The 24,142-nt window shown below is 60.5% G+C and carries 28 protein-coding genes; 11 read left to right on the top strand and 17 right to left on the bottom strand.

The window, feature by feature from the left end; all coding sequences use genetic code 11:
• Positions 1-54 precede the first annotated feature (54 nt).
• The 3 genes from AAIH70_RS08915 (at position 55) to xdhB (ending at position 4,887) form a co-directional block, all read left to right on the top strand.
• Entirely contained in the window at positions 55-831 is a 777-nt protein-coding gene (locus tag AAIH70_RS08915) for a 3-hydroxybutyrate dehydrogenase (RefSeq protein WP_132271879.1), read from the top strand.
• 59 nt (positions 832-890) lie between these two features.
• On the top strand, positions 891-2,363 hold the full coding sequence (xdhA, locus tag AAIH70_RS08910; RefSeq protein ID WP_132271878.1) for a xanthine dehydrogenase small subunit: 1,473 nt from the start codon (positions 891-893) through the stop codon (positions 2,361-2,363).
• A gap of 187 nt (positions 2,364-2,550) precedes the next feature.
• On the top strand, positions 2,551-4,887 hold the full coding sequence (gene xdhB, locus AAIH70_RS08905) for a xanthine dehydrogenase molybdopterin binding subunit (RefSeq protein WP_132271876.1): 2,337 nt from the start codon (positions 2,551-2,553) through the stop codon (positions 4,885-4,887).
• 2 nt (positions 4,888-4,889) lie between these two features.
• On the opposite strand, the gene AAIH70_RS08900 is transcribed toward xdhB, so the two are convergent.
• The 3 genes from AAIH70_RS08900 to AAIH70_RS08890 all read right to left on the bottom strand — a co-directional run bounded on the left by AAIH70_RS08900 (position 4,890) and on the right by AAIH70_RS08890 (position 7,181).
• Positions 4,890-5,210 (bottom strand): hypothetical protein, encoded by a 321-nt coding sequence (locus tag AAIH70_RS08900; protein WP_348639705.1) that lies wholly within the window; start codon positions 5,208-5,210, stop codon positions 4,890-4,892.
• A 14-nt stretch (positions 5,211-5,224) separates the two neighbouring features.
• The gene (locus tag AAIH70_RS08895; RefSeq protein WP_132271874.1) at positions 5,225-6,139 is read right to left on the bottom strand and encodes a DMT family transporter; all 915 of its coding nucleotides are present in this window, start codon (positions 6,137-6,139) and stop codon (positions 5,225-5,227) included.
• A 100-nt stretch (positions 6,140-6,239) separates the two neighbouring features.
• Complete coding sequence (locus tag AAIH70_RS08890) at positions 6,240-7,181, bottom strand: GGDEF domain-containing protein (RefSeq protein WP_165931928.1); 942 nt, start codon at positions 7,179-7,181, stop codon at positions 6,240-6,242.
• A gap of 206 nt (positions 7,182-7,387) precedes the next feature.
• On the opposite strand from AAIH70_RS08890, the gene xdhC reads away from it, so the two are divergent.
• On the top strand, positions 7,388-8,221 hold the full coding sequence (xdhC, locus tag AAIH70_RS08885) for a xanthine dehydrogenase accessory protein XdhC (RefSeq protein WP_132271870.1): 834 nt from the start codon (positions 7,388-7,390) through the stop codon (positions 8,219-8,221).
• Here xdhC and AAIH70_RS08880 read toward each other — a convergent pair.
• A complete protein-coding gene (locus AAIH70_RS08880; protein WP_430033856.1) occupies positions 8,195-8,428 on the bottom strand; it encodes a hypothetical protein in 234 nt (77 codons plus the stop codon). The genes xdhC and AAIH70_RS08880 overlap by 27 nt on opposite strands.
• Positions 8,429-8,535: 107 nt before the next feature.
• On the opposite strand from AAIH70_RS08880, the gene AAIH70_RS08875 reads away from it, so the two are divergent.
• Positions 8,536-9,477 carry a LysR substrate-binding domain-containing protein gene (locus tag AAIH70_RS08875; protein WP_430033854.1) on the top strand — a complete coding sequence of 314 codons (942 nt, stop codon included), beginning with the start codon at positions 8,536-8,538 and terminating at the stop codon, positions 9,475-9,477.
• On the opposite strand, the gene AAIH70_RS08870 is transcribed toward AAIH70_RS08875, so the two are convergent.
• A complete protein-coding gene (locus AAIH70_RS08870; RefSeq protein WP_132271864.1) occupies positions 9,455-9,685 on the bottom strand; it encodes a hypothetical protein in 231 nt (76 codons plus the stop codon). The two genes, AAIH70_RS08875 and AAIH70_RS08870, sit on opposite strands and share 23 nt — an antisense overlap.
• A gap of 172 nt (positions 9,686-9,857) precedes the next feature.
• Here AAIH70_RS08870 and AAIH70_RS08865 point away from each other — a divergent pair, with 172 nt between their 5' ends.
• Entirely contained in the window at positions 9,858-10,760 is a 903-nt protein-coding gene (locus AAIH70_RS08865; RefSeq protein ID WP_132271862.1) for a LysR substrate-binding domain-containing protein, read from the top strand.
• A 9-nt stretch (positions 10,761-10,769) separates the two neighbouring features.
• Here AAIH70_RS08865 and AAIH70_RS08860 read toward each other — a convergent pair whose 3' ends face one another.
• Complete coding sequence (locus AAIH70_RS08860; RefSeq protein ID WP_132271860.1) at positions 10,770-11,102, bottom strand: hypothetical protein; 333 nt, start codon at positions 11,100-11,102, stop codon at positions 10,770-10,772.
• A gap of 283 nt (positions 11,103-11,385) precedes the next feature.
• Between AAIH70_RS08860 and puuD the strand changes: the two genes are divergently transcribed.
• The 4 genes from puuD to AAIH70_RS08840 all read left to right on the top strand — a co-directional run bounded on the left by puuD (position 11,386) and on the right by AAIH70_RS08840 (position 15,642).
• Positions 11,386-12,615 (top strand): urate hydroxylase PuuD, encoded by a 1,230-nt coding sequence (gene puuD, locus AAIH70_RS08855; protein ID WP_132271858.1) that lies wholly within the window; start codon positions 11,386-11,388, stop codon positions 12,613-12,615.
• A gap of 8 nt (positions 12,616-12,623) precedes the next feature.
• The gene (gene guaD / locus AAIH70_RS08850) at positions 12,624-13,955 is read left to right on the top strand and encodes a guanine deaminase (RefSeq protein WP_132271857.1); all 1,332 of its coding nucleotides are present in this window, start codon (positions 12,624-12,626) and stop codon (positions 13,953-13,955) included.
• Between the two features lie 27 nt (positions 13,956-13,982).
• Positions 13,983-14,363 (top strand): helix-turn-helix domain-containing protein, encoded by a 381-nt coding sequence (locus AAIH70_RS08845; RefSeq protein WP_132271855.1) that lies wholly within the window; start codon positions 13,983-13,985, stop codon positions 14,361-14,363.
• Positions 14,364-14,496: 133 nt separating this feature from the next.
• Entirely contained in the window at positions 14,497-15,642 is a 1,146-nt protein-coding gene (locus tag AAIH70_RS08840; protein WP_132271854.1) for an alpha-hydroxy acid oxidase, read from the top strand.
• An 81-nt stretch (positions 15,643-15,723) separates the two neighbouring features.
• On the opposite strand, the gene AAIH70_RS08835 is transcribed toward AAIH70_RS08840, so the two are convergent.
• The 11 genes from AAIH70_RS08835 to AAIH70_RS08785 form a co-directional block, all read right to left on the bottom strand.
• Positions 15,724-16,005, bottom strand: a complete 282-nt coding sequence (locus AAIH70_RS08835) for a hypothetical protein (protein WP_132271852.1) — start codon at positions 16,003-16,005, stop codon at positions 15,724-15,726.
• A 134-nt stretch (positions 16,006-16,139) separates the two neighbouring features.
• Positions 16,140-17,477 (bottom strand): MFS transporter, encoded by a 1,338-nt coding sequence (locus AAIH70_RS08830; RefSeq protein ID WP_132271850.1) that lies wholly within the window; start codon positions 17,475-17,477, stop codon positions 16,140-16,142.
• 167 nt (positions 17,478-17,644) lie between these two features.
• Positions 17,645-18,394 carry a metallophosphoesterase family protein gene (locus AAIH70_RS08825; protein ID WP_132271848.1) on the bottom strand — a complete coding sequence of 250 codons (750 nt, stop codon included), beginning with the start codon at positions 18,392-18,394 and terminating at the stop codon, positions 17,645-17,647.
• The gene (gene uraH / locus AAIH70_RS08820; protein WP_132271846.1) at positions 18,394-18,750 is read right to left on the bottom strand and encodes a hydroxyisourate hydrolase; all 357 of its coding nucleotides are present in this window, start codon (positions 18,748-18,750) and stop codon (positions 18,394-18,396) included. Before uraH ends, AAIH70_RS08825 begins: the two co-directional genes overlap by 1 nt.
• Positions 18,747-19,247 (bottom strand): ureidoglycolate lyase, encoded by a 501-nt coding sequence (locus AAIH70_RS08815; protein ID WP_132271844.1) that lies wholly within the window; start codon positions 19,245-19,247, stop codon positions 18,747-18,749. The genes uraH and AAIH70_RS08815 overlap by 4 nt, the downstream gene beginning before the upstream one ends.
• A 16-nt stretch (positions 19,248-19,263) precedes the next feature.
• Complete coding sequence (locus AAIH70_RS08810; protein WP_132271843.1) at positions 19,264-19,626, bottom strand: HepT-like ribonuclease domain-containing protein; 363 nt, start codon at positions 19,624-19,626, stop codon at positions 19,264-19,266.
• The gene (locus AAIH70_RS08805) at positions 19,623-19,913 is read right to left on the bottom strand and encodes a nucleotidyltransferase family protein (RefSeq protein ID WP_132271841.1); all 291 of its coding nucleotides are present in this window, start codon (positions 19,911-19,913) and stop codon (positions 19,623-19,625) included. The genes AAIH70_RS08810 and AAIH70_RS08805 overlap by 4 nt, the downstream gene beginning before the upstream one ends.
• 36 nt (positions 19,914-19,949) lie before the next feature.
• Positions 19,950-20,447 carry a 2-oxo-4-hydroxy-4-carboxy-5-ureidoimidazoline decarboxylase gene (uraD, locus tag AAIH70_RS08800; protein WP_132271839.1) on the bottom strand — a complete coding sequence of 166 codons (498 nt, stop codon included), beginning with the start codon at positions 20,445-20,447 and terminating at the stop codon, positions 19,950-19,952.
• Positions 20,444-21,373 (bottom strand): allantoinase PuuE, encoded by a 930-nt coding sequence (gene puuE, locus AAIH70_RS08795; protein ID WP_430033847.1) that lies wholly within the window; start codon positions 21,371-21,373, stop codon positions 20,444-20,446. The genes uraD and puuE overlap by 4 nt, the downstream gene beginning before the upstream one ends.
• Positions 21,374-21,455: 82 nt before the next feature.
• A complete protein-coding gene (locus tag AAIH70_RS08790; protein ID WP_132271836.1) occupies positions 21,456-22,163 on the bottom strand; it encodes a DUF1045 domain-containing protein in 708 nt (235 codons plus the stop codon).
• Positions 22,164-22,264: 101 nt separating this feature from the next.
• Positions 22,265-23,434 carry an NAD(P)/FAD-dependent oxidoreductase gene (locus AAIH70_RS08785; RefSeq protein WP_132271834.1) on the bottom strand — a complete coding sequence of 390 codons (1,170 nt, stop codon included), beginning with the start codon at positions 23,432-23,434 and terminating at the stop codon, positions 22,265-22,267.
• Between AAIH70_RS08785 and mnmD the strand changes: the two genes are divergently transcribed.
• Positions 23,433-24,140, top strand: coding sequence for a tRNA (5-methylaminomethyl-2-thiouridine)(34)-methyltransferase MnmD (gene mnmD / locus AAIH70_RS08780; RefSeq protein WP_132271832.1), 708 nt, complete (start codon positions 23,433-23,435; stop codon positions 24,138-24,140). The two genes, AAIH70_RS08785 and mnmD, sit on opposite strands and share 2 nt — an antisense overlap.
• The last annotated feature ends 2 nt before the right edge of the window (positions 24,141-24,142 follow it).

Below are 24,142 nucleotides of genomic sequence, written 5' to 3'. Positions count from 1 at the left end.
CTGAAATACGCGTAACCTGCCGGGCAGCATCATGGCTGCTCGGGAGGAAACCGCATGCCAAGAACCGTCGTCGTTACCGGCTCCACCTCCGGCATCGGGCTGGGGATAGCCCGCGCATTCGCCGCCGATGGCGCCAATGTCGTGATCAACGGGTTTGGGCCTTTCGAGACGATCGAAGCAACCCTGCAGGATCTCGGCGCCCTCACCGGCGGACGCATCATCTACCACCCCGCCGACATGACCCGGCCTGACGAGATCGAGGATCTGATCGGCACCGCCGCGAAAGAATTGGGCGGCATCGATGTGCTGGTCAACAATGCCGGCATCCAGCATGTGGCGAGGATCGAAGAATTTCCGCCGGAAAAATGGGACCAGCTGATCGCCATCCTGCTCTCCTCGGCCTTCCATACGATGCGCCACACCATCCCGCTAATGAAAGCGGCCGGCAAAGGCCGCATCATCAACATTGCCTCTGCCCACGGCCTTGTCGCCTCGCCGTTCAAATCGGCCTATGTCGCGGCCAAACACGGCATCATGGGCCTGACCAAGACGGCGGCGCTGGAACTGGCGCAGGAAAACATCACCGTCAACGCCATCTGCCCCGGCTTCGTTCTGACGCCGCTGGTCGAAAAGCAGATCCCCGATCAGGCCCGCGAGAAGGGCATCAGCGAAGCACAGGTGAAGGACGAGGTTCTGCTGCGTCTGCAGGCCACCAAGGAATTCGTCGGCATCGAGGAAGTGGCCGCAACCGCGCTTTATCTGGCCAGCGATGCCGCCCGCAGTATCACCGGCACGCATATTTCCATCGACGGCGGCTGGACTGCGCAATAGGATCGGGATTCGAGGGCCAAAACAGACACCGAAAACGGTGCAAGCCCAAGGGGAACGACATGAATTCTGCAATACGCTTCATTCTGAATTCTGAAGAGATCACGCTGGCCGACTTTTCAGCCACGGAAACCCTTCTCGATTACCTGCGGCTGCGCCGTCGGCTGACCGGCACCAAGGAAGGCTGCGCCGAGGGCGATTGCGGCGCCTGCACCGTGCTGGTCGGACGACTGGTAGAAGGCAGGCTGGTCTATGAAAGCATCAATGCCTGCATCCGCTTTCTTGGATCGCTGCATGCCACCCATGTGGTGACGGTCGAACATCTGGCAGCAAAAGACGGCACGCTGCATCCGGTGCAGCAGGCGATGGTCGACTGTCATGGCTCGCAATGTGGCTTCTGCACGCCCGGTTTTGTCATGTCGCTCTATGGCCTCTGGCTGTCGAACGAGGAGCCGGATCGGTCGGAGATCGAGATCGCGTTGCAAGGCAATCTCTGTCGATGCACCGGATACGAACCGATCATCAAGGCCGCCGAGCAGGTTTCGCTCACCCGCCCGAGCGCCCTGTTCGACCCGCTGGAGCGCGACCGCGCCGACATCATGGCAAAACTCTGGACGCTGAAATCTTCGAGCGACACGATCGCGGTCGAAAAGGACGGCGCGCGGTCGATCATTCCGGGCAGTGTCGAGGCGCTGGCCGGCATTCTGGCCGACGCGCCGCAAGCAACCATCGTTGCCGGCGCCACCGATGTCGGCCTGTGGGTGACGAAACAGATGCGCCGGCTCGATCCCGTCGTCTTCATCAATCACCTCACCGAATTGCAGCGGATCGAGAGCGACGATACCGGCATCACCTTCGGCGCGGGCGTTACCTATGCGCAGGCACTCGAAACCCTGCAGATGGAAATCCCGGCATTCGGCGACCTGATCGACCGGATCGGTGGCGCGCAGGTGCGCAATGCCGGCACGATCGGCGGCAATATCGCCAACGGCTCGCCGATCGGCGACACGCCGCCGCCGCTGATCGCGCTCGGCGCCAGCGTGACGCTGCGGTCTGTCGAAGGTTCGCGCAGGCTGCCGCTGGAAGATTTTTTCATCGCCTATGGCAAACAGGACCGGCGGCCGGGCGAATTCGTCGAAGAGATCCTTGTGCCGCATCCGCACGAGGATGCGTTCTTTTCCGTCTACAAGATCTCCAAGCGCCGCGACGAGGACATTTCGGCGCTCTGCGGCGCGTTTTACCTGATGATCGATGCCGAGGGATGCGTCGGAGACATCCGCATCGCTTTCGGCGGCATGGCGGCAACGCCAAAACGTGCGCAGGCGGTGGAGGCAGCGCTTCTCGGCCAGCCATGGAGCTGGCAAACAGTTGCCGAGGCAAGCCTTGCCTTCGACGAGGATTACCAGCCGCTGACCGACTGGCGGGCGAGCGCGGAATATCGCAGCCTGACCGCAAAAAACCTGCTGACCCGGTTCTTTCTGGAAACGGCCGGTGCGCCGGTGCATCTGCAACGGTTCGAGATGGAGGAGGTGTGAGGATGACAAGACATTCGACGACCACCTGCCCCCTCTGGCCTGCCGGCCATCTCCCCCACAAGGGGGGAGAAGACTTGCCGCAAACGTCTGCCTCAATTGAGCCACAACGGAGCGGCTGGGTTAAGCCCTCCCCCTTGTGGGGAGGGTGGGGAGGGGTCTTTTTCTCCGAAATCGGAGGCACCCTCTGATGGACAAGCTCACCAACGCCCCAAAATCCGTCATCAACGGCCCGATGCACACCTCGCTAAAACATGACTCAGCCCATAAACACGTCACCGGAACCGCCGAATACATCGACGACATCGCCGAACCGGCCGGCACGCTGCACGGTGCGCTTGGCCTATCCGAGCGCGCCCATGCAGAACTCCTGTCGGTCGATCTCGACGCCGTAAAAGCTTCACCCGGCGTCATCGCCGTCCTGACCGAAAAAGACGTGCCCGGCTTCAACGACATCGCCTCCACCGGCCAGCACGACGAACCGCTGCTGGCGACCACCGACGTGCGGTTCCACGGCCAGCCGATCTTTGCCGTCATCGCCGAGACCCGCGATCAGGCGCGGCGGGCGGCAAAGCTGGCAAAAATCGAATATCGCGACCTGCCGCACTGGAGCGACATTCAAGGCGCACTCGAAAACGGCGGCAAGCTGGTCACCCAGCCGATGACGCTCCTTCGCGGCGAGCCGGAAACCGAGATCGACAAACCGCCGCTGCGCATACAGGGCTCGATGGAGATCGGCGGACAGGAGCATTTTTACCTCGAAAGCCAGATCGCCTTTGCCATGCCCGGCGAGGATGAGGATGTGCTGGTCTGGTCCTCCACCCAGCATCCGAGCGAGATCCAGCATATGGTGGCGCATGTGCTCGGCATCGCCAACCATGCGGTGGAGGTGAAGACACGGCGCATGGGCGGCGGTTTCGGCGGCAAGGAAACGCAGGGCAATCTGTTCGCCTGCCTCGCAGCACTGGCCGCCAAGACCCTCAAGCGCCCCGTGAAATTCCGTCCCGACCGCGACGAGGACATGGTCGTCACCGGCAAGCGCCACGACTTCAAGGTCGATTACGACGTCGCCTTCGACGAGGATGGCCGCATCCACGCGGTGGACGCCACCTATGCGGCGCGTTGCGGTTGGTCGGCGGATCTGTCCGGCCCGGTCACCGATCGCGCGCTGTTCCATGCCGATTCCAGCTATTTTTATCCGCATGTGCGGCTGACCTCGAAACCGCTGATGACGCACACCACGTCCAACACCGCCTTTCGCGGTTTCGGCGGGCCGCAGGGCCTGCTCGGCGGCGAACGCATCATCGAGGAAATCGCCTATGCCGTGGGCAAAGATCCGCTCGATATCCGAAAGCTGAATTTTTACGGCCAGCCGGGATCGGGCCGCACCACCACGCCCTATCATCAGGAGGTCGAGGACAACATCATCCTGCGGATCGTCGAGGAACTGGAGGCGTCGAGCGATTACCGCGCCCGCCGCGAAGCGATCGTTGAATTCAACGAACGGAGCCCGGTGATCCGCAAGGGTATTGCGCTGACGCCGGTGAAATTCGGGATTTCCTTCACCATGACCGCCTATAATCAGGCCGGCGCGCTGGTGCATGTTTATCAGGACGGCTCGATCCACCTCAACCACGGCGGCACCGAAATGGGCCAGGGCCTTTACACCAAGGTGGCGCAGGTGGTGGCAGACGCGTTCAACGTCGATATCGAACGGGTAAAGATCACAGCAACGACCACCGGCAAGGTGCCCAACACATCCGCCACCGCCGCCTCTTCCGGTTCCGATCTCAACGGCATGGCAGCTTACGATGCCGCAAGACAGATCCGCGAACGGCTTGTCGATTTCGCCTGCCGCCAGTGGAAGGTGCATAAAGACGACGTCGAATTCCTGCCCAACCGGGTGCGGATCGGCACGGAAGTGGTACCCTTCGACACGCTGGTGCGCGCCGCCTATTACGACCGCGTACAGCTCTCCGCCGCCGGTTTCTACAAGACGCCAAAGATCCATTGGGACCGCGCGGCCGGCCGCGGCCACCCCTTCTATTATTTCTCCTATGGCGCCGCCGTCTCGGAAGTGTCGATCGACACGCTGACTGGCGAATACATGGTGGACCGCACCGACATCCTGCATGACGTCGGCAAGTCACTGAACCCGGCCATCGATATCGGCCAGGTGGAAGGCGCTTTCGTGCAGGGCATGGGCTGGCTGACGACGGAGGAACTATGGTGGGACGACAAGGGACGGCTGCGCACCCATGCGCCCTCCACCTACAAGATCCCGCTCGCTTCCGACCGGCCGCGCATTTTCAACGTGAAGCTTGCGGAATGGGCGGAAAATACTGAACCGACCATCGGCCGCTCCAAGGCCGTCGGCGAGCCGCCCTTCATGCTGGCGATCTCGGTTCTGGAGGCGATTTCCATGGCGGTGGCGAGCATCGCCGATTATGCCGTCTGCCCGAAGCTGGACGCACCGGCTACACCGGAGCGGGTGCTGATGGCAGTGGAGAGGTTGAAGGCGATGTAAACTCAGCGACCGGCCTTGCGCCAACCTGCCGCTCTTGCCTCTGTTTCAGAACAGAACCAGCGCTCGCCGTATTCGGTGCGAATAATCGTATCCGCATAATTTTCCTGGCCGCGAACGTGATAAATCTTGGCTCCGGAGTTGATCGAGATATTGCCCTTGATATCGCAGCTCTGATCATAGGTCTGACGTGGCAAAAGCGTATACCCACCTGTCGCCATGAAGACGGCGCCGGAAATCAGCAGTGTGACGAGTGTGAAATTGCTCATTGCCACAGCATGCACGGCAGTCAATTCATTTCGGTTGATCGTGCTTTTAAAATACAACCAAACTCAGATATTCACGGCACCCCATCCTGATGCGGCAAGGGCACTGCCGCCACCTTGCTCCGCTGCCACGGAAACAAGCCCAGCACCAGCGCGCAGCCGAGAATGATCACCGCAGCGCCGACGATCTGGATGGATGACAGCGGCTCGTCCAGCACGATGGCACCGACGAAAACCGCCACCACGGTCACCGCGAACTCGACGCTGATCGCCTTGGTCGCGCCGATCGAACCGACCAGCTTGAAATAGAGAACATAGGTGGTGGCGCTCATCACGCAGGCGGAAATCAGCAGATATAGAATATCGAGCGCTTCCGGCACACGCGGCACCGGCACGGCAAAAAGAAACGGCGCAGAAATCAGCCCGCCGAACAGGAAGGAGCCGATGGTGACTTCCCAGGATCCGGTATGTTTCAGCTTGTGGGCGGCGTAATTGCTGCCGAAGGCGGCGGAAAAACAGGCGGCGAGCGCCGCGGCACAACCGAACACGAATTCGCTCGTCACCGGCACCGCCGGAAAACCGACCAGAAGCACGATACCGGCCACCCCGAGTGCCAGCCCCGTCAGGCCGCTCGCCTTCATCCGCTCCAGCCCCCAGACCTGGCTGATGACCATGGAAAACAACGGGATGGAGGCGACCAGAATGGCCGCCATGGCGGTGCCGATCATCGGTATCGCGTAGGAAAGGCCGAGAAGCTGACCGGCCACCGTGGTTGCGCCGACCACCAGAAACGGCTGCCAGCCGTCACTGAAATCCAGATGGCGGTGGGTGAGCTTTGCGATCGCAAACAACGTGCCGCAGGCGATGAAGCCGCGGATGGAAGTGGCGGCGACGAACCCGAAGGCATCGACCACCTTGACCACGACAAGGAAGGAAAGGCCCCAGGCAAGGGCGAGAAAGAGATAGATGGCAAGGTCGCGGGGTTTCATGGGCGGCAGGATCACGCGTTGAAGTGGCAATGTGCATAACCGATGCCCGCCCGCTTCGCCATGCCATTCGCGACATGTCCCCGCCTGAATGGTCGGACGCTCAGGAGGCCAGCGCCACCCGTTCCATCTCCACCGACACCAGTCGGTCGCGGCCGCCGCGCTTGGCCTCATAAAGCCCATTGTCGGCACAGGTGACCATATCGTCGAGCCGCGCCTCGCCGGCAAGCGTCGTCACGATACCGGCGCTGACCGTGAGATTGACCGGCTCATGGCCTTCCCAGTGGAATTCGATTTCCGTGAAGCGCGCACGAACCCGCTCCACGACAACAGCGGCCATTTCCGCCGAACCGGGAAGAAACAGGATAAATTCCTCGCCGCCCCAGCGGCCGACAATATCGTCGGCGCGAACGGTGCTGCGCAGAACCTCGGAAAAACGCACGATCACCTCGTCGCCGGCATCATGGCCAAAACGGTCATTGACGCTCTTGAAACCGTCGAGATCGAACAGCGCCACCGACACGGTCTTCGCCGCATCGCGGATCAGGCTGCCCGACACCTGCTCGCGAAAGGCGCGGCGGTTGAGAAGGCCGCTCAGACTATCGGTTTCCGCCAGCCGCTTGAGATCGTTCTGGTAACGGACATGGTCGCTGATATCGCGCACCACGGCGATCATCATCGGCTCACCGGCAGCCTCGGTGCGCAGGATGGTGATGCCGCAATGGATTTCGGAACCATCGGCCCGCCGCCCCACGGTGTTGGCATCACGCTGGCCCATGTAGCGGGCATCCGCCGCGCCATGTTCGAAACCGGAGACCAGCTTGTGGTGGAAGGAATGCAGCCGGTCCGGCAACAATACCTCCAGCGGTTTGTCCAGCAGTTCGCCCGGCTTCCAGCCAAAAATCGCTTCGGCCGCCGGATTGCACAGGCGGATCGTGCCATGCGAATCGATGCCGATAATGCCATCGGCAATCTCGAAGACGATCTTGCGATAGATGTCCTGCGACGCCGGGATCAGCGACGCGATCGATTCTCTTTTTGCCATAGTAGTCGGATGCAACTTTCGCAGACACGCAGTAATGCGGCGCAGCATTTGATAATGCGCAAGATCTATCGGTAAAATACTGATAAATTTCTAACTCGCACTGCTGGTTCACCTTGCAACGACACCAGTATAACGCGTCAAAAACCGATACGGAGACATAAATCCGGATGATGCGAAGGTTTTGCCGCGATGCTACAGTCTCCCCCATGCACCAGTCATCGGCCCTCGATTTCCTTGCTGAACATCATGCCTGCATCCTCATCGAGGTGACGGAGGCAAAAGGCTCGACACCCCGCGATGCCGGCACGTTCATGCTGGTTGCAACGGATGCGATCTGGGGCACGATCGGCGGCGGACAGCTGGAATATATGGCCATCGACAACGCCCGCGACCTGCTGGCCGGCAGCGGCCTTGCCGAAATGAATATCCCGCTTGGCCCGGAAATCGGCCAGTGTTGCGGCGGCCGCACGCGGCTGTCGTTCGACATGATGACGCCGCAGCTTGCGGAGAACCTGCGTCATCGGCTGGAAGCCGAAAAATCCGCCCTGCCGCACATTACCCTGTTCGGCGCCGGCCATGTCGGCCGCGCGCTGATACAGGCACTTTCCCCCCTGCCCTTTACGGTAAGCGTGGTGGAAAGCCGGGCCGAGGAACTGCGCTCCCTGCCGGCTGGCATCAATACCCGGCTGACGGCACTGCCGGAAGCCGAGGTGGAAAAGATGGCGCCAGGCAGTGCAGCGTTGATCCTCACCCATGATCACGCACTGGATTTCCTGATCGCCCGCATCGCCCTTGCCCGGCATGATCTCGCCTATATCGGCATGATCGGCTCAGCCACCAAACGCGCCACCTTTGCGCACTGGCTGGAACGCGAGGGCGAAGACCGGGCTCTGCTGCAACGCCTCGTGCTGCCGATCGGCGGCAGCGTGGTGAAGGACAAGCGCCCGGAAGTGATTGCCGCTCTGGTGGCGGCCGAACTGCTGACCGTTTATGCCGTGCGGCAGGAGAAGCGATCAGAACGGCAGGTCTCGCATCCGTGATCCCTGCCGGGTCTGCCAGAAAACATCCGCCCGGTCGGCCGGCAAGGTCTCGGCAACGCCGACATCCCGTCTGAGGTCATCGGGCAAAACCGCACTCCGCCTTGCTCTTCCCTGCAAAACACAGCCAAGGAGGCCGATCAGCCGGCGCGGCAGTTCATAACCGCGACGCGGTTTCGAAGGCAAAAGGTCAGCGATTGCGGTCAGCATGGTCGCTCCACATCGTTTTTTTAAGGGTTGCATGCGGTGATGGTTGCACCCGATTGTCGGGCAATTCCAATTCGATTACGATCGGCGACGATCAAGAGAGCTTATCGATGAAATTGTCTCGCCGCTTTCCGCTGAATGCGCTCCGGGTTTTCGAAGCGGTCGCACGCCTGGGCAATTTTACCCGCGCGGCGGAAGAGCTTGGCATGACGCAGACGGCCGTCACCTACCAGATCAAGCTTCTGGAGGATTTCGTCGGCGACACCGTGTTCATCCGCAAGCCACGCGATCTGCAACTGACGGAAAGTGGCAAACGCCTGCGGCCCAAGGTGACGGAAGCCTTTGCGCTTCTGTCCGACGCTATGGCGGACGCATTGCAGGCATCCGGCGAAACGCTGGAAATCCAGTCACCACCAACCTTTGCCTCGCACTGGCTGTCAAAACACCTCGGTGATTTCCAGCTGCAGAATCCCGGCATTTCCGTCCGGCTGACACGCACGATGGGTGCGATCGATTGCGATCGTATTCCAACCGATGTCGCCATCCATATTTCCGACAAACCATGGGAGGGTTTGGTTTGCCACCCTCTCATGAAGCTCGATTACACGCCGATGCTGCATCCCCGGCTGGCAGAAAGCATTGGCGGCATCAATGAACCGGCCGACCTGCTGAAACTGCCGTGGATTTCTGACACCAAGGATATCTGGACCGGATGGTTCGAGAATATCGGGCTTGATCCGGGGCAGATACGGCATATCAACCTCAACACTTTTGGCGCACTTGACCTGCAGGCGAACGCTGCGATTGCCGGCCATGGTGTGGCCATGCTCGCCCCGTTTTTCTTCGAGCGTGAGCTGGCATCCGGCCAGTTGATCCAACCCTTCGATATCAGCATCGACGACGGCAAAACCTATTGGCTCGCCTATCCGCCGGCGCGACGCAATGCACCAAAGGTCAGAGCTTTCCACGCCTGGATCAGCGGCATGTTGGCAAGTGCTCCGGCCCTGTCATCCGAGACGCGCAAATCCGTCACAGAGGCCGCTGGGACGTGATCAGGCGAATTGCACCATAAGCACCCTCCTGATCGCGCTCTCCCCGCGCGCTGCGGCCATCCAGAACGCCGAGGTCGCGGCGCAGGTTTTCCGGCAAGGCCTGCAGGTCGATGCTTTCCGGCTTGGGCGTCGCGACGCGGCCGAAGAGACGCGAAAAATCCACATCCGGCCAGAGCCGGGCAAAGGGCTGCTGAAGGATCGATAACATCGTCTTACTCCTGATTTCGGGCGCACGCCGTCATCCCGGAAAACCTTGTTTTCCGGTCGCGCTGCCCTGCGGGAAACCCCGCTTGCATTTGATGTTGGTGAGCGTAAGTTGCGCCGAAAAGTGATGGTAATCCAATCGAATTACCGTCTGTACGGATCAAGAGAACTTATCCATGAAACTGTCGCGCCAATTCCCGATGAATGCATTGCGCGTGTTCGAAGCCGCCGCCCGGCTGCTGAGTTTCACCAAGGCGGGCGAAGAACTGGGGCTGACCCAGACGGCGGTCAGCTATCAGATAAAACTGCTGGAAGACACGATCGGCGAACCGCTGTTTTTGCGCCGGCCGCGGCAGGTATCGCTGACGGATGCGGGGGAGCGGCTGGCGCCAAAAATCTCCGAGGCCTTTGAGACGATCAGCGACGCCATTGCCAGCACGCGCCACCAGTCGGATGGCACGCTGATCATCCACACCACGGCCACGTTCGCATCCCGCTGGCTTGCCCATCACATCGGAACGTTCCAGCTGGAAAATCCGCAGATCGCCGTGCGTATGGAAACCTCGCAGGAAACCATCGATTTTTCCAAGACCGAAGCGGACGTGGCGATCCGCAGCAGCAAGAGCGGGCAATGGCCGGGGCTGCGATCGCATTTCATGATGAAAAGCCATTTCACGCCAATGCTCAATCCGAAACTGGCCGAATCCGTCGGCGGCATCAGGGAGCCGGCGGATCTTCTGAAAGTCAGGATCATCGATGCCAGCGATCCCTGGTGGGTATTGTGGTTCGAAGCAGCCGGCCTGCCGGGCATCGATCTGGAAGGGCGGCCGACCAGCCGTTTCGGCGGCATCCAGGCGTTCGAGGCAGCAGCAGCCATCGCCGGTCATGGTGTGGCGATCCTCAAACCCGAATTTTACGCCGATGACGTGGCGCTCGGCCGCCTCTACCAGCCATTCGACCTGCTCGCCAGTGACGGCTCCGACTACTGGCTCGCCTATCCGGAATCCCGTCGTAATGCGCCAAAAATCCGCGCGTTTCGCGAATTCATGCGCAAGATGATGCCGACGTTTCAGGACTGAGGTACCGCCTCAATAACTCATATCCGGCGCGTAGAAACAGCGCAGCGTATCCTCGTTGGGATAGAGGCAGACATGATATTCGCTGTCCTTCGAGCGCCGTGCCTCGCTCTGCCGCAGCTTGAAATCATGATTGCGGGTAATCAGCCGGTGGTCGCCGGGGCCGAGGATGACCTCATAGCCGCCCTTGACGATCCTGACATTCTTGGTCGGGATCATCTGGCAATCGCCGGTATGATTATCGCCGTTGCAGCAATAGCTTTCGTATTTCCAGCCGGTATGTGCCTCGTGGGCCGCCGCACCGGATGCGTACGCAATCATCACACTCGCCAGAATACTGCGCATAAGCTCATTCTCCGTTGATGAATGCACCTCCGGTGAACTGCAATACTCAACCGCACCGGCTGCCTTGCATGTGGAATATTAGCTGAGTCGGCTTAGCCGGCTAATTGGCAAATCTTGCGATGCACAATTTATATGTGCGCAAATTCTAAAACGTGGATGCCCGATTGTGGTTCCATCGCTATAATGGCTTGAGTTGCAATGTCGCGGCCCTGCTTATCCCCTTCCCTCCGGCGTGTTTTTTCCTCACAGTATCGAGTCGGGGAATAAAAAACGGGGAACCCGAATGTACGAATATGCGATCGCCTGGGAATGGCTGAGCTTTGCGGCTCGCTGGTTCCATGTCATCACCGCCATCGCCTGGATCGGCTCATCCTTCTATTTCATCGCACTCGATCTGGGGCTGGTGAAACGGCCGCATCTGCCGGTCGGCGCCCATGGCGAGGAATGGCAGGTGCATGGCGGCGGATTTTATCACATCCAGAAATATCTGGTGGCGCCGGCGCAGATGCCCGAACACCTGACCTGGTTCAAATACGAGAGCTATTTCACCTGGTTGTCGGGTTTCCTGATGCTCTGCATCGTCTATTACGGCGGCGCCGACCTGTTCCTGATCGACCGCACGGTGATGGAACTGGAGCCCTGGCAGGCGATCTGCCTGTCGCTGGCCTCGCTGTCGATCGGCTGGATCATCTATGACCAGCTCTGCAAATCGCCGCTCGGCAACAACACCTGGGGCTTGATGGTTCTGCTCTACATCGTACTCGTGGCGATGGCCTGGGGTTATACGCAGGTGTTTACCGGCCGCGCCGCCTTTCTGCATCTGGGCGCGTTTACTGCCACCATCATGTCGGCCAACGTGTTTTTCATCATCATTCCCAACCAGAAGATCGTCGTCGCCGACCTGATCGCCGGGCGCACGCCGGATGCCAGATACGGCAAGATCGCCAAGCAGCGCTCTCTCCACAACAACTACCTGACGCTGCCCGTCATCTTCTTCATGCTGTCCAACCATTATCCGCTGGCCTTCGCCACCCAGTTCAACTGGGTGATTGCAGCACTCGTCTTCCTGATGGGCGTGACGATAAGGCACTGGTTCAATACCACCCACGCCCGCAAGGGCAAGCCGACATGGACATGGCTGGTGACGGTGCTGATCTTCATCACCATCATGTGGCTGTCGACCGTGCCCAAGGTGCTGACCGGCGAGACCGAGACGAGCATGACCCCGATGCAACAGACATTCGCCTCGAATGTGCATTTTCCGGCGGCCCGCGATATCGTCACCAGCCGCTGTTCGATGTGCCATGCGGCCGAACCTGTGTGGGACGGCATCACGTTCACGCCGAAGTCGGTGAAGCTGGAAACCGATGGCGAGGTTGCCGCCCATGCCCGCGAGATATACATCCAGGCGGGAAGAAGCCACGCCATGCCGCCCGGCAACGTCACCGACCTCACGCCGGAAGAACGCAAACTGCTGGTTGCATGGTATGAAAGCAGCGTGGCAGCGAAATAGAGTTTTAGATGACAAGCACCCTGATCCGCGGACGCCTCCTGTCCTTCCACCGCGCGCCCCACTCGCTGACCGATAGCGACAGTTATCGTTACGAGCACGATGGCGGCCTGCTGGTGGATGCTGCCGGAAAGATCGCCGCAATCGGCGATTACACGGCGGTGAAGGCCGGGGCGCCCGAAGATGCGGTAGAGATCGACCACCGCCCGCATCTGATCCTGCCGGGCTTCATCGATACGCATGTTCATTTCCCGCAGATGCAGGTGATCGCCTCCTACGCCGCCAACCTGCTGGAATGGCTGAACACCTACACGTTTCCGGAGGAATGCCGCTTCGTCGAAAGCGATCACGCCGCCCGCATCGCCACGCATTTCTACGACGAGTTTCTGCGCCACGGCACCACGACAGCCGTTGCCTATTGTTCCGTCCACAAGACCTCGGCCGACGCCTTTTTCGCCGAAGCGCTGAAGCGCAACATGTGCATGGTCGGCGGCAAGGTGATGATGGACCGCAATGCTCCACAGGGCCTGCTCGACACGCCACAAATGGGCTATGATGAAACCCGCGCCGTCATCGAGCAGTGGCACGGCAAGGGCCGAAACCACGTCGCCATCACCCCACGTTTCGCCATCACCTCGACACCGGGACAGATGCAGGCCGCCCAGGCGCTGGCGAAGGAGTTTCCCGACCTGTTCATCCAGACGCACCTGTCGGAAAACCACGACGAGATCAAATACACCTGCGAACTCTATCCTGAAGCCACCGATTACACCGACATCTATGCGCGCTACGGCCTGCTCGGCCAGAAGACGCTGCTCGGCCACGCCATCCACCTCTCCGAGCGCGAACTGGACGCGCTGTCTGAAGCAGGCAGCATCGCCGTCCACTGCCCGACCTCCAATCTCTTTCTCGGTTCAGGCCTGTTTCCGTTGAAGGCGTTGATGCGGCGGGAAAAACCGCTACGCGTTTCGGTGGCCACCGATATCGGCGGCGGCTCCAGCTATTCCATGCTGAAGACGATGGACGAGGCCTACAAGATCCAGCAGTTGCTCGGCGAACGCCTCAACCCGCTCGAAAGTTTCTATCTGATGACGCGCGGCAATGCCGAAGCGCTGTCGATGGAGGGTGATATCGGCACGCTGGAGATCGGCTCGACGGCGGATCTGGTGGTGCTCGACGCCGCCTCCACGCCGGCCATGCGGCTGCGCATGGAAACGGTAAAGACGCTTCCGGAAGAACTGTTTCTGCTACAGACCATGGGCGACGACCGCGCCGTGGTGGAGACCTATGTGGCGGGCGTGGCGATGAAGAGCGCGATTGTTGCACCCAATTCGGGAGCGTGATAGTTTCATAAGTGGCAACGGTGGAACATGATTGAACTCAAGCCCATCCGCACCGAGGCTGATTATCACGCGGCGACTGCGCTGCTGAAGACCTTGTGGGGAGCAGAGGCCGGCACACCAGAGGCCGACAATCTCGATCGGCTTGTCACGCTGGGCGATGACTATGAGAGCGCCAACGACCCCGTCGACCTGCCTGACCCCATCGACGCCATCATTTTTCGCATGGAGCAACAGGATCTGACGCGCAAGGATCTGGAGCCTCTCCTGGGCAGCCGCGGCAGGGTCGCAGAGATCCTCAATCGCAAGCGTCCGCTTTCGCTGGAAATGATCCGCCGCCTGCATTCTGAGTTGGGCATTCCGGCTGAAATTCTGATCCAGCCCATTCGACCGGCAAAAGACGCGGCCTGAAACACCGTTTGCTTTGGAGATCGCGTTGCAGCTGGTACGGCACTATAAAATGTTGCCACAACATCGAATTCGTCTTCCTTCGTCCGGTCCATATGCTACCTCTCTGACACCATGTCATGGAGGGAGACGTATCATGTCCAAGCCGCTTACCATCGCCGATCTGAAGACAATGGCGCGCCGCCGGGTGCCCAGAATGTTCTTCGATTATGCCGATAGCGGTGCCTGGACCGAAGGTACCTACCGCGCCAATGAAGACGATTTTTCGAAGATAAAACTGCGCCAGCGCGTGCTGGTCGATATGACCAACCGCTCGCTGGCCACCACCATGGTCGGCCAGGATGTGTCCATGCCGGTGGCGCTGGCGCCGACGGGTCTGACCGGCATGCAGCATGCCGATGGCGAAATGCTGGCGGCAAAAGCTGCCGAAGAGGCCGGTGTGCCGTTCACGCTGTCGACCATGAGCATCTGCTCGATCGAGGATGTGCGCTCCGTCACGACGAAACCATTCTGGTTCCAGCTTTACGTGATGAAGGATCGCGGTTTTGTGGAGCGCCTGATCGGCCGCGCCAAGGCGGCGGGCTGCTCGGCGCTCGTTGTCACCGCCGACCTGCAGATCCTCGGTCAACGCCACAAGGACCTGCGCAACGGCCTGTCGGCACCGCCGAAATGGACGCTGAACAGCGCCCTGCAACTGGCGACGAAGCCGTTCTGGTGCCTCGACATGCTGCAGACCAAACGCCGTGGTTTCGGCAATATCGTCGGTCACGCCTCCAACGTGTCGGATCTTTCCTCGCTCAGCGCCTGGACGGCGGAACAGTTCGATCCGCGCCTTTCGTGGGATGATATCCGCTGGATCAAGGATCTGTGGGGCGGCAAGCTGATCATCAAGGGCATTCTCGACGAGGAAGACGCGCGTGCGGCAGCCGACACCGGCGCCGATGCGATCATCGTGTCCAACCATGGTGGCCGCCAGCTCGACGGTGCCTTGTCATCGATCAGCATGCTGCCGAAAATCGTGTCGGCGGTCGGTGATCGTGTCGAGGTGCATATCGATGGCGGCATCCGCTCCGGTCAGGATGTGCTGAAGGCGGTGGCGCTCGGTGCCAAGGGCACGTTCATCGGTCGCCCATTCCTCTATGGCCTTGGCGCCATGGGCAAGCCCGGCGTCACGGCCGCGCTGGAAATCATCCGCAAGGAAATGGACATCACCATGGCCCTGTGCGGCAAGCGCGACATCAAGGATGTCAATTCCAACGTGATTGCGGCAAATCCGTTCTGAAACGCAAAGCGCCCGCTGCATCCACCGTCTTTGTGACGGCAATTGCGGCGGGCGCCTTTCAAATTTTAAGCAGTGGCCTTATCAATCGCGGTCGCGTACGGCGCCCGAAAGAAACAGGCCGATCACGGCGCCGAGTGCAAGCGCGCCGAAAACTGCGCCGGTCGCTGCGGTCGGGTGGCGTTTTGCCGCTTCAGCGAGACCAAATCCCTCGCTCCTCAATTCCTTGGACAGACGGTTCGCGCGCGGCGAGAGGTAGGACGAGGCCTCCGAAGCCTTTTCGCGAGCCTGATGCTGCAGCGTGGAGCGGAGCTGCGAAAGCTGTTCCTGCAGGGCTTCGACGGTGGAATTAAGATCTCGGGCCAAAACGCATTCCTTTTCTATCGTCACTGGGAGCGACTGAGAACGCCGTAAACCCCGCAAAGTTCCATCCCGAAAAACGAATGGGGGATGCACCATCGGCGCATCCCCCATCACGTTCCGGAATATTGAAGCGTCGATCAGTTGCGCGCCATACGCTCCGTCAGTTCCTCGATACCGGCTGCCGCTTCCACCGTCTCGCCACGCAGGCTGAGATAGATGCCGAGCGCAACCGTCAGTGCCGCGATGAACAGCAGATAATAGGCATGTGCCATCGGGTTGACGGCCAGCATGGAGGTGACGGCAATCGGCGTCAGGCCGCCGAAGATGGCATAGGCGACGTTATACGAAAAGGACAGGCCGGAAAAACGCACGCGCGCCGGAAACGCGCGGACCATGACATAAGGCACGGCACCGACCATGCCGACCGCAAGGCCCATGACCGCATAAAGCGCGAACATGACGGTGATCGAGGTACTGGCATAGCTGTAAAACGCCGAGGTCGCGGCGCCGAACAAAACGCCACCAACGGTGAAGAAGCGGCCGGAACCGATACGGTCGACGATCGCACCCGCTGCCGAGGTCGAGAAGATCAGAAACACCGTGCCAAAACTGGTTGCCGCCAGCGACTGCTGCGCCGTGTAACCATAGATCTTCTGCAACAGTGTCGCGGTCATCAACGTGGTGACGACGATGGCAGCCGACAGGACCCAGGTCAGCAGCATGGAGATGATGACACCACGACCATGGTCACGCAGAACGGTCTTGAGCGGCAGTTCCGGCGCCAGCGCGCGGCTGGCCTTCATCTCGGTAAAGATCGGGGTTTCCTGCAACCAGCGACGCAGCCACACGGCCAGAAGGCCGAAGACACCGCCGAGCAGGAAGGGGATGCGCCAGGCATAGGCGGCCACATCTTCAGGCGTGAAAACGGTATTGATGACGGTGGCGATGGACGATCCGAGCAGGATGCCGAGCGACAGGCCGGAAGTCAGAAAGCCGCAGGCGAAACCGACACGGCGCAAAGGCACATGTTCGGCAACAAAGGTCCATGCACCGGGCACTTCACCGCCAATGGCCGCGCCCTGCAGGACGCGCATGAGAACCAGCAGGATCGGCGCCAGAACGCCGATCGTCGCATAGGTCGGCATGATCGCCATGCCGAGCGTCGACAGCGCCATCAGCAGGATCGAAAACGCGAAAACCCGCTTGCGGCCGAAAAGATCGCCGAAATGGGCGAGCACGATGCCACCGAGCGGGCGCACCAGATAACCGGCGGCAAAGATGCCGAAGGTCTGGATCAGCACCAGCCATTCCGGCATGTCGGCCGGAAAAAACAGCTTGCCGATGACGGCCGCGAAAAACACGAAGATGATGAAATCGTAGAATTCCAGCGCACCGCCGAGGGCGGCAAGGCCAAGCGTGCGAAAATCCTGGGCGGTGAGACGGCGCGGTGCGGCGCCGGGAGATGTCGGGGACATGGCAGTATCCGGTTATTGCTGCAGAACAAAGGCTTTTGCATCCGCAAAAGCCGCATGGCCCGGCATTGCGCCATCAACAGGTGTTTTTCAAGCCAAATCGTCGCATAGCCCACAGCGCAGGCAGTTCATCGCATTTGCGCAACACTATTTCGGAAAAACAGGCCGGTTCAGCCCATGCGACCGGTGGCAATCGCCGCCGCCCAGTCTGCTCGGCCGTTATCGGCTGCCAGCCGCGACACCGCCATGTGATCATACGCGACGGTGCGAAATTGCGGTGTCCAGCCGCGCTCAGCCTTTTCCAGAACGACGTAACTCGCCAGCGGATGCCCCGTCTCGACATCGTGCGGCACTGGTTCATCGTCATGATAGGCCGGGCAACCGACACTGCCGGGATTGACGATCATCCGCCCGTCCGAAAGCGAAACGACACGCGGCAGATGGCTGTGAGCGCACAGGATCAGCGATTGCTCCACGCCTTCGGCGAATGATTCGATCTCGGCCTGCGGGCGCAGTACGACATTCCCCTCACCTGACACCTTGTCCAGCCAGTAGACATCATCTTTGCTCGGCGTCGCATGACAGAGAAACACGTCTTCGCGCCAGACCATGCTTGTCGGCAGTTTGCGCAGCCATTCGAAATGCCGTGGTGCAAGTTGTCCATGCGCGTGCGCGTCGGAGCGCCCCATCGCCTCGGGCGGGGTTTCCAGAAGATAACGGTCATGATTGCCGCGCACCGTCTGCACCGCGTTCATATCGAGAAGCAGCAGAAGATCGGCGGTGTGCCCAGCCTCCAGCGGACCACTGAAACAATCGCCGAGATTGACGATGTCGCGAATGCCGAGAGCGGCAATATCCTCCAGCACCGCCTGCAGGGCAGCATGATTGCCATGGATGTCGGCGATCGCAGCAAAACGCATCAGCTCCCCCGATAGGTCGAATAGCCGTAAGGCGAAAGCAGCAAGGGCACGTGATAATGCGCCGTCACGTCGGCGATACCGAAACGGATCGGGATGATATCGAGGAAGGCCGGCTCGGCAAGCGCCACGCCATGGCGGCGCAGATAATCACCGGCATAAAATACCAGTTCGTAAGTGCCGGTGGCAAAGGTGTCGCCGATCAACAGCGGCCCGCCATCGACCCGCCCGTCACTGTTTGTCGTCACCGTTTTCAGCTTTTCGCGCCACTCGCCGTCGATACGGTAGAGATCAATGGCAAGTCCCTCGGCGGGCTTGCCGCTGGCCGTATCGAGCACATGGGTGGTGAGGCCGGTCATAGGTCTGGCTCCGTTATGCGATAGGCGGTTTCGAAGAAATATTCCTCGAGATTTTCCGCCGTATTGTCACGATCGACAACGAGAAAATCGCTGACGTCGGCCAGCACCATCAACGGATGGTGCCAGGTATTGGCAAAATAGTTCACGCCCTGATGCGCCTGCGCCAGAAACACCAGCGGACGCCCAGGCCGACCGCCCTCGTCATCCGAGACGGCGACCAGAAACGGACGGCCCGAGAGCGGCACAAAACTCTGGGTGCCGAACGGGTGCCGTTCCATCATGTCGATTGCATGGGGAAATTTTCGAGGCTGTCCGCGAAAGATGTTGAAGATCAGCCGCTCCGGCTGACCGATCGCGACGGGTTCGGCGAGCGCGTGAAAACGCTCGGTGGTGCCGTTGTTGATCAGCCGCATACGGGAAGGATCAGCCTCAATGACATCGCCGAAACGGTCGAAGCCGGCTTGGGTGAGAGGCAGGATGTCGAGAATGTCAGTCAATGATTGGCCTTTGTCGTCATTCGCCCTGGGCGCGCCAGTTTCGCAGTTCGTCCAGATCATTGATCAATTTTGGCAATTCATCCCTCACTGTCCTCCAGATCACCGGCAATTCGACTTCATGATAATCGTGGACGACGATATTGCGCATGCCCTTGATCTTGGACCATGGAATTTGCGGGTGATCGACGGGGAAATCCGGGTGATGTGTCATTATCCGCGCCGCCGCCTCCCCAATCAGCACGAATGCCATGCCGACCGCCATCTGGGTGCGCTCATCTTCCAGAAAACCGGGTTCAGACATACCCGCCATGAAAGCACGGGCCTGCTCGGCGGCGGCATGCATCCGGTCCAGATACTCACGCAGCCGTTCAGCCGTCATATAGGCATCGCCTCGGCCAGAATACGTTCTCTCATGGCGCTGCGAATACCCTTGGACGTGACGAGATCGACCTTCGCCTCAAGCAACGTCTCCAGCGCATCCTGAAGGCCGCCAAGATCGAGCAGCGTCGTATCGGGCAGTGTATCGACAAGAATGTCGATATCGCTTGAAACGCCATCCTCACCACGCGCAACAGAACCGAATACACGCGGGTTCGCCGCATTGAAGCGTTTTGTCGCTTCGCGGATGGCCTGCCTGTTCTTGTTCAGGACTTCCGATGGCCTCATGGCGGCATATCTCCTTGCCACGACAATATAAGCGGATCACCGCTCCGGCAACAGCGCCTGCAACCGCAGCAACGCGATGCGCTCCACCTGTTCTGCCGCCGTCTCGAACTCCTCGTCAAAACCGTTATCGATGCGGCTCTCGAAGGCGGCAAGGATATCTTGCCTGTTCAGCCCCTTGACGGCAATGATGAAGGGAAAGCCGAATTTTTGCGTATAGGCGCTGTTGAGTTCAGTGAAACGCGCATGCTCCTGCGGGCTCAGCCGGTCGAGACCGGCGCCAGCCTGTTCCTTGCGGCTGTCCTCCGTGAGTTCGCTCGATATCGCCAGCTTGCCGGCGAGATCAGGATGGGCGCGCAGGATGCCGAGCCGCTCCTCGCGCCCGGCATTGCGGAATTCCAGAACCATGCCGTCGTGCAGTCCCTTGGCCGTCAGCGGCACGGTCACGAAGCCGGCATCATAGGCGCGCTCGGCGATGAAGGGGGAGTGTTCGAACACGCCGCCGAATTTTGCGATGAAATCTCCACGCGCCGTCAAAGGGCACCTGCGGGCTGGTGGTGCTGATGCCAATGCCGCGCGATCTCGACACGCCGCGGGATCCATACCTTGTCATGGCCGAGCACGTATTCAACGAAACGCCGCAAGGCTGCCACGCGACCGGGCCGCCCGACAAGCCGGCAATGCAGCCCCACCGACAGCATTTTTGGCGCGCCTTCCTGTCCTTCGCGGTAAAGCGTATCGAAGGCATCCTTGAGATATGCGAAGAACTGGTCGCCGGAATTGAACCCCTGCGGGGTAGCGAACCGCATGTCGTTGGTTTCAAGCGTATAGGGAATGATCAGGAACGGTTTGTCATCCACGCCTTTCACCCAATAGGGCAGATCATCGGCATAACTATCTGATGAATAGAGGAAACCGCCCTCCTCCATAATCAGTTTCAGCGTGTTATCGGATGGCTTTCCCTGATACATTCCATAGGGCCGTTCGCCCGTCAGCTCGGCATGCAGGCGCACCGCTTCGAGAATATGGGCGCGTTCTTCGGCCTCCGAAAAATCCTTGTATTCCAGCCAGCGATAACCATGGCTGGCGATTTCCCAGCCGGCCTCCTTCATCGCCGACACCGCCTCCGGATTGCGGGCCATGGCCAGCGTCACGCCATAAACCGTGGTCTGCACCTTGAGGTCGGTGAAAAGCCGCCACAGCCGCCAGAAGCCGGCGCGCGAACCGTATTCGTAGATCGACTCCATGTTGAGATTGCGCTGGTCCGGCCAGGCGGCGGCGCCGACGATTTCGGACAGCAGATTTTCGGAGGCCTTGTCCTGATCGAGGATCGAGCTTTCGCCGCCCTCCTCGTAATTGATCACGAACTGGACGGCGATATTCGCTCCGCCCGGCCATTTCGGATCAGGCGGATTGCGCCCGTAACCGACAAAATTGCGCGGGCTCTCGATCGGCAGCAGCATGACATCCCCTCGATGCGTTTTTCCGAACGGTAACAGCCGTCTGGCATCAATGTCGAGATGCGATCTGTGAGCGTTCAGGGGATCAGGCGGTGCGACGCGCCGAAACGCGTCCGAGCGGATGCAGCGAATGCACCGTCAGCGGCGCACCCGGCTCCTCCTCCACGAACAGGGCAAGGTTCGTCACCTCGACAGGATCGGTGAGGATGGGGGCGAAATAGCCGCGCAAAGCCGTCTCGAATTTGGCGAGATCGGTCGGCGCCAGCGGGCCGGTCAGCGTCATGTGGAAACGAAACTCGTCCATCAGATAGGGATCGCCCCAGCGCAGCATGTTGGCGAGCTGGCCGGCGGAGAGATTGCCGGGGTCGGCACGTTCCATCTCGTCATCAGGCATCGGCAGGCGAAAACGCTCGAACTCGGTGACGACAGCACCGGCGAGCAGATGCATCGACTGGCAGGGAATGACGGGAGCCAGCGCGAACTGGGTGCCGATACGGACCACTTCCAGCAGCGGCAGCGCAAATGGCCGCTGCTTGCCGGCAAAGCGCATCAGGTCGCGCAGCAGTTCCGCTTCTGTCACGCCGGGTGCCAGCTTGAATGTGGGGCGCAGCGCGCCGTGGAAACCGGAGCGACGCGGCAGCGCCGTGTTGAAGGAAATATCATGGAGGCTCAGGGCACGCATCGCCGGATGATCGAAGGCAGCGCCCGAAAAGGCATGCCGCCCCAGCCATTGGGCTGCGGCAAGCGTCAGCGGATCATGCGCCGGCGGCGTAAAATTGATTGAATAGCGCATGCGTCATCATCCTGATTGCGGTTGTTATTCACGCATTGCTCAAGCTTCCCGAAAACCGGGTTAGGTGATTTGCGTAACAGGATGACGACGATTCGCGGGGTCTATACGGCTGCTCGCGCGACTGTGAGATGATTTTCTAATAAAAAGCTTGGCGGCACGGCCATCGGCCTTCCGGCCAGCGCGTCCAGCGCGGCATCGGCCAGCTTGTGCGCGACCCCGAAGCTGACCTTGAAGCCGCCTGCCAGCGCCAGAATATGCGGATGGTCGGGGTGACGACCGATCATCGGGTCGCGATCAATGGCCTTGGGCCGCAGGCCTGCCCAGCGCTCCACCACCGGCGCATCGGCGAGCATCGGCGAGATTTCGCGCGCACGCGCGATCAACGCGTCGAGCTTGTCGTCCGTGGAAAACGGCTCATCGAACTCCTCTTCGCTGGTGCTGCCGATCGCGACCGTGCCACCCTCATGCGGCACCACGTAAAGACCTTTCAGAAAGATCACCGGCAGGCTGGTATCGACATGGGCCTTCAGCAGCGCCGACTGCCCCTTGACCGGCATTCCGAGCAGACGCGGCGCGCCGAGAGTTTCCAGCAGCGGAAAGGCCTCATATCCATTCGCCACGATGGCGTGGCCGAAGGCGATACGACTGCCGTCAGCAAGGATCGCCTCGCGCCCATCGAACCGGACGACGCCATTGTTCTCGATGATCCGCACATGATGCCCCTGCTTCAAGGCTGCCACCAGTGCCGCGCCGAAGCGACGCGGCGAAGCCCGGCCGGCCAGCGTGTCATGGGCGACACCGGCCTCGCCGATCGAAGCGTTCAGCCATTCGGGATGCGGTGTCTTGTCCAGCACATGCCAATGAAACTGCCGGTCGCCGGTAAGCCACCGGGTTTCGGCATCCAGTGAATGGCGACGGGCGATATCGGCAAGATGCGGTTTCGGCAACGGGATCAACCGACCGCAGCGACGATACCCGCAGGACACGCCTGTTTCGCTCTCCAGCCGGGCAACCTCGTCTTCCAGCGCCACCAGCGCATCGAACTGAAACTGCTTCTTGTCGCTCCACTTGTCGGGCAGATGCGCCATCAGCGCGCCGACCAGACCGTAACTGGCACCCTGCCCCAGACCACCGGAATCGATGAGGATCGTACGCATACCAAGCCGCTGCGCCTTCACCGCCGCCCACAGGCCCATGACGCCACCACCGATGATCAACAGGTCGGTGGACGATTGACCGGACGACGCAGCCGGATTATCGGCATTTCCCATGACAGATCCCAATCAGATTCCGGAAGCCCAGCCTCTCGACTGGCGTGATGGCGACATGCCCTATTCGCCGCAGTTTGGCGATCATTTTTATTGCCAGACCGATGGCCGCCTGGAATGCGGTCATGTCTTTCTGGCCGGCAATGGCCTGCCGGAACGCTGGAACGGTGCCGAAAATTTCGCGATCGGCGAACTCGGCTTCGGCACCGGCCTGAATTTCTGCGAAACCTGGCGACAATGGAAAGAGCTGCGGCATGCAGGCGCAAGCCTGCACTTCACCTCTTTCGAACTTTATCCGATGGACCGCGCCTCGATTGATCGGGCACTTGCGCACTGGCCGGAACTGGATGCCGAACGCGCCGCGCTGACAGCGCTCTGGCCGGACGATCCGCATGGCCGTGTCGAATTGAAGCTGGATGAGCAGACCACGCTAACCGTCGTATGCGGCCCGGCAATGGACAATGTCGCCCGCCACGAAACACCGTTCGACGCATGGTTCCTCGATGGCTTTGCGCCGTCGCGTAATCCCGACATGTGGTCACCGGAGCTGATGTCGGCGGTTTTCGCAAAGACGGTGGAGGGCGGCTCGTTCGCCACCTATGCCGCCGCCGGCTTCGTACGTCGCAACCTGCAGGCAGCCGGTTTTACCGTCGAGCGCCGGCCGGGCTTTGCCGGCAAGCGCGAGATGTTGTGCGGGACAAAAGGCTGAAC

It is taken from the genome of Neorhizobium sp. BT27B, from assembly GCF_050455485.1.
GTDB lineage: Bacteria > Pseudomonadota > Alphaproteobacteria > Rhizobiales > Rhizobiaceae > Neorhizobium.
The sequence above is the reverse complement of the archived record's forward strand: the minus strand, read 5'-3'. Positions and strand labels throughout refer to the sequence as shown.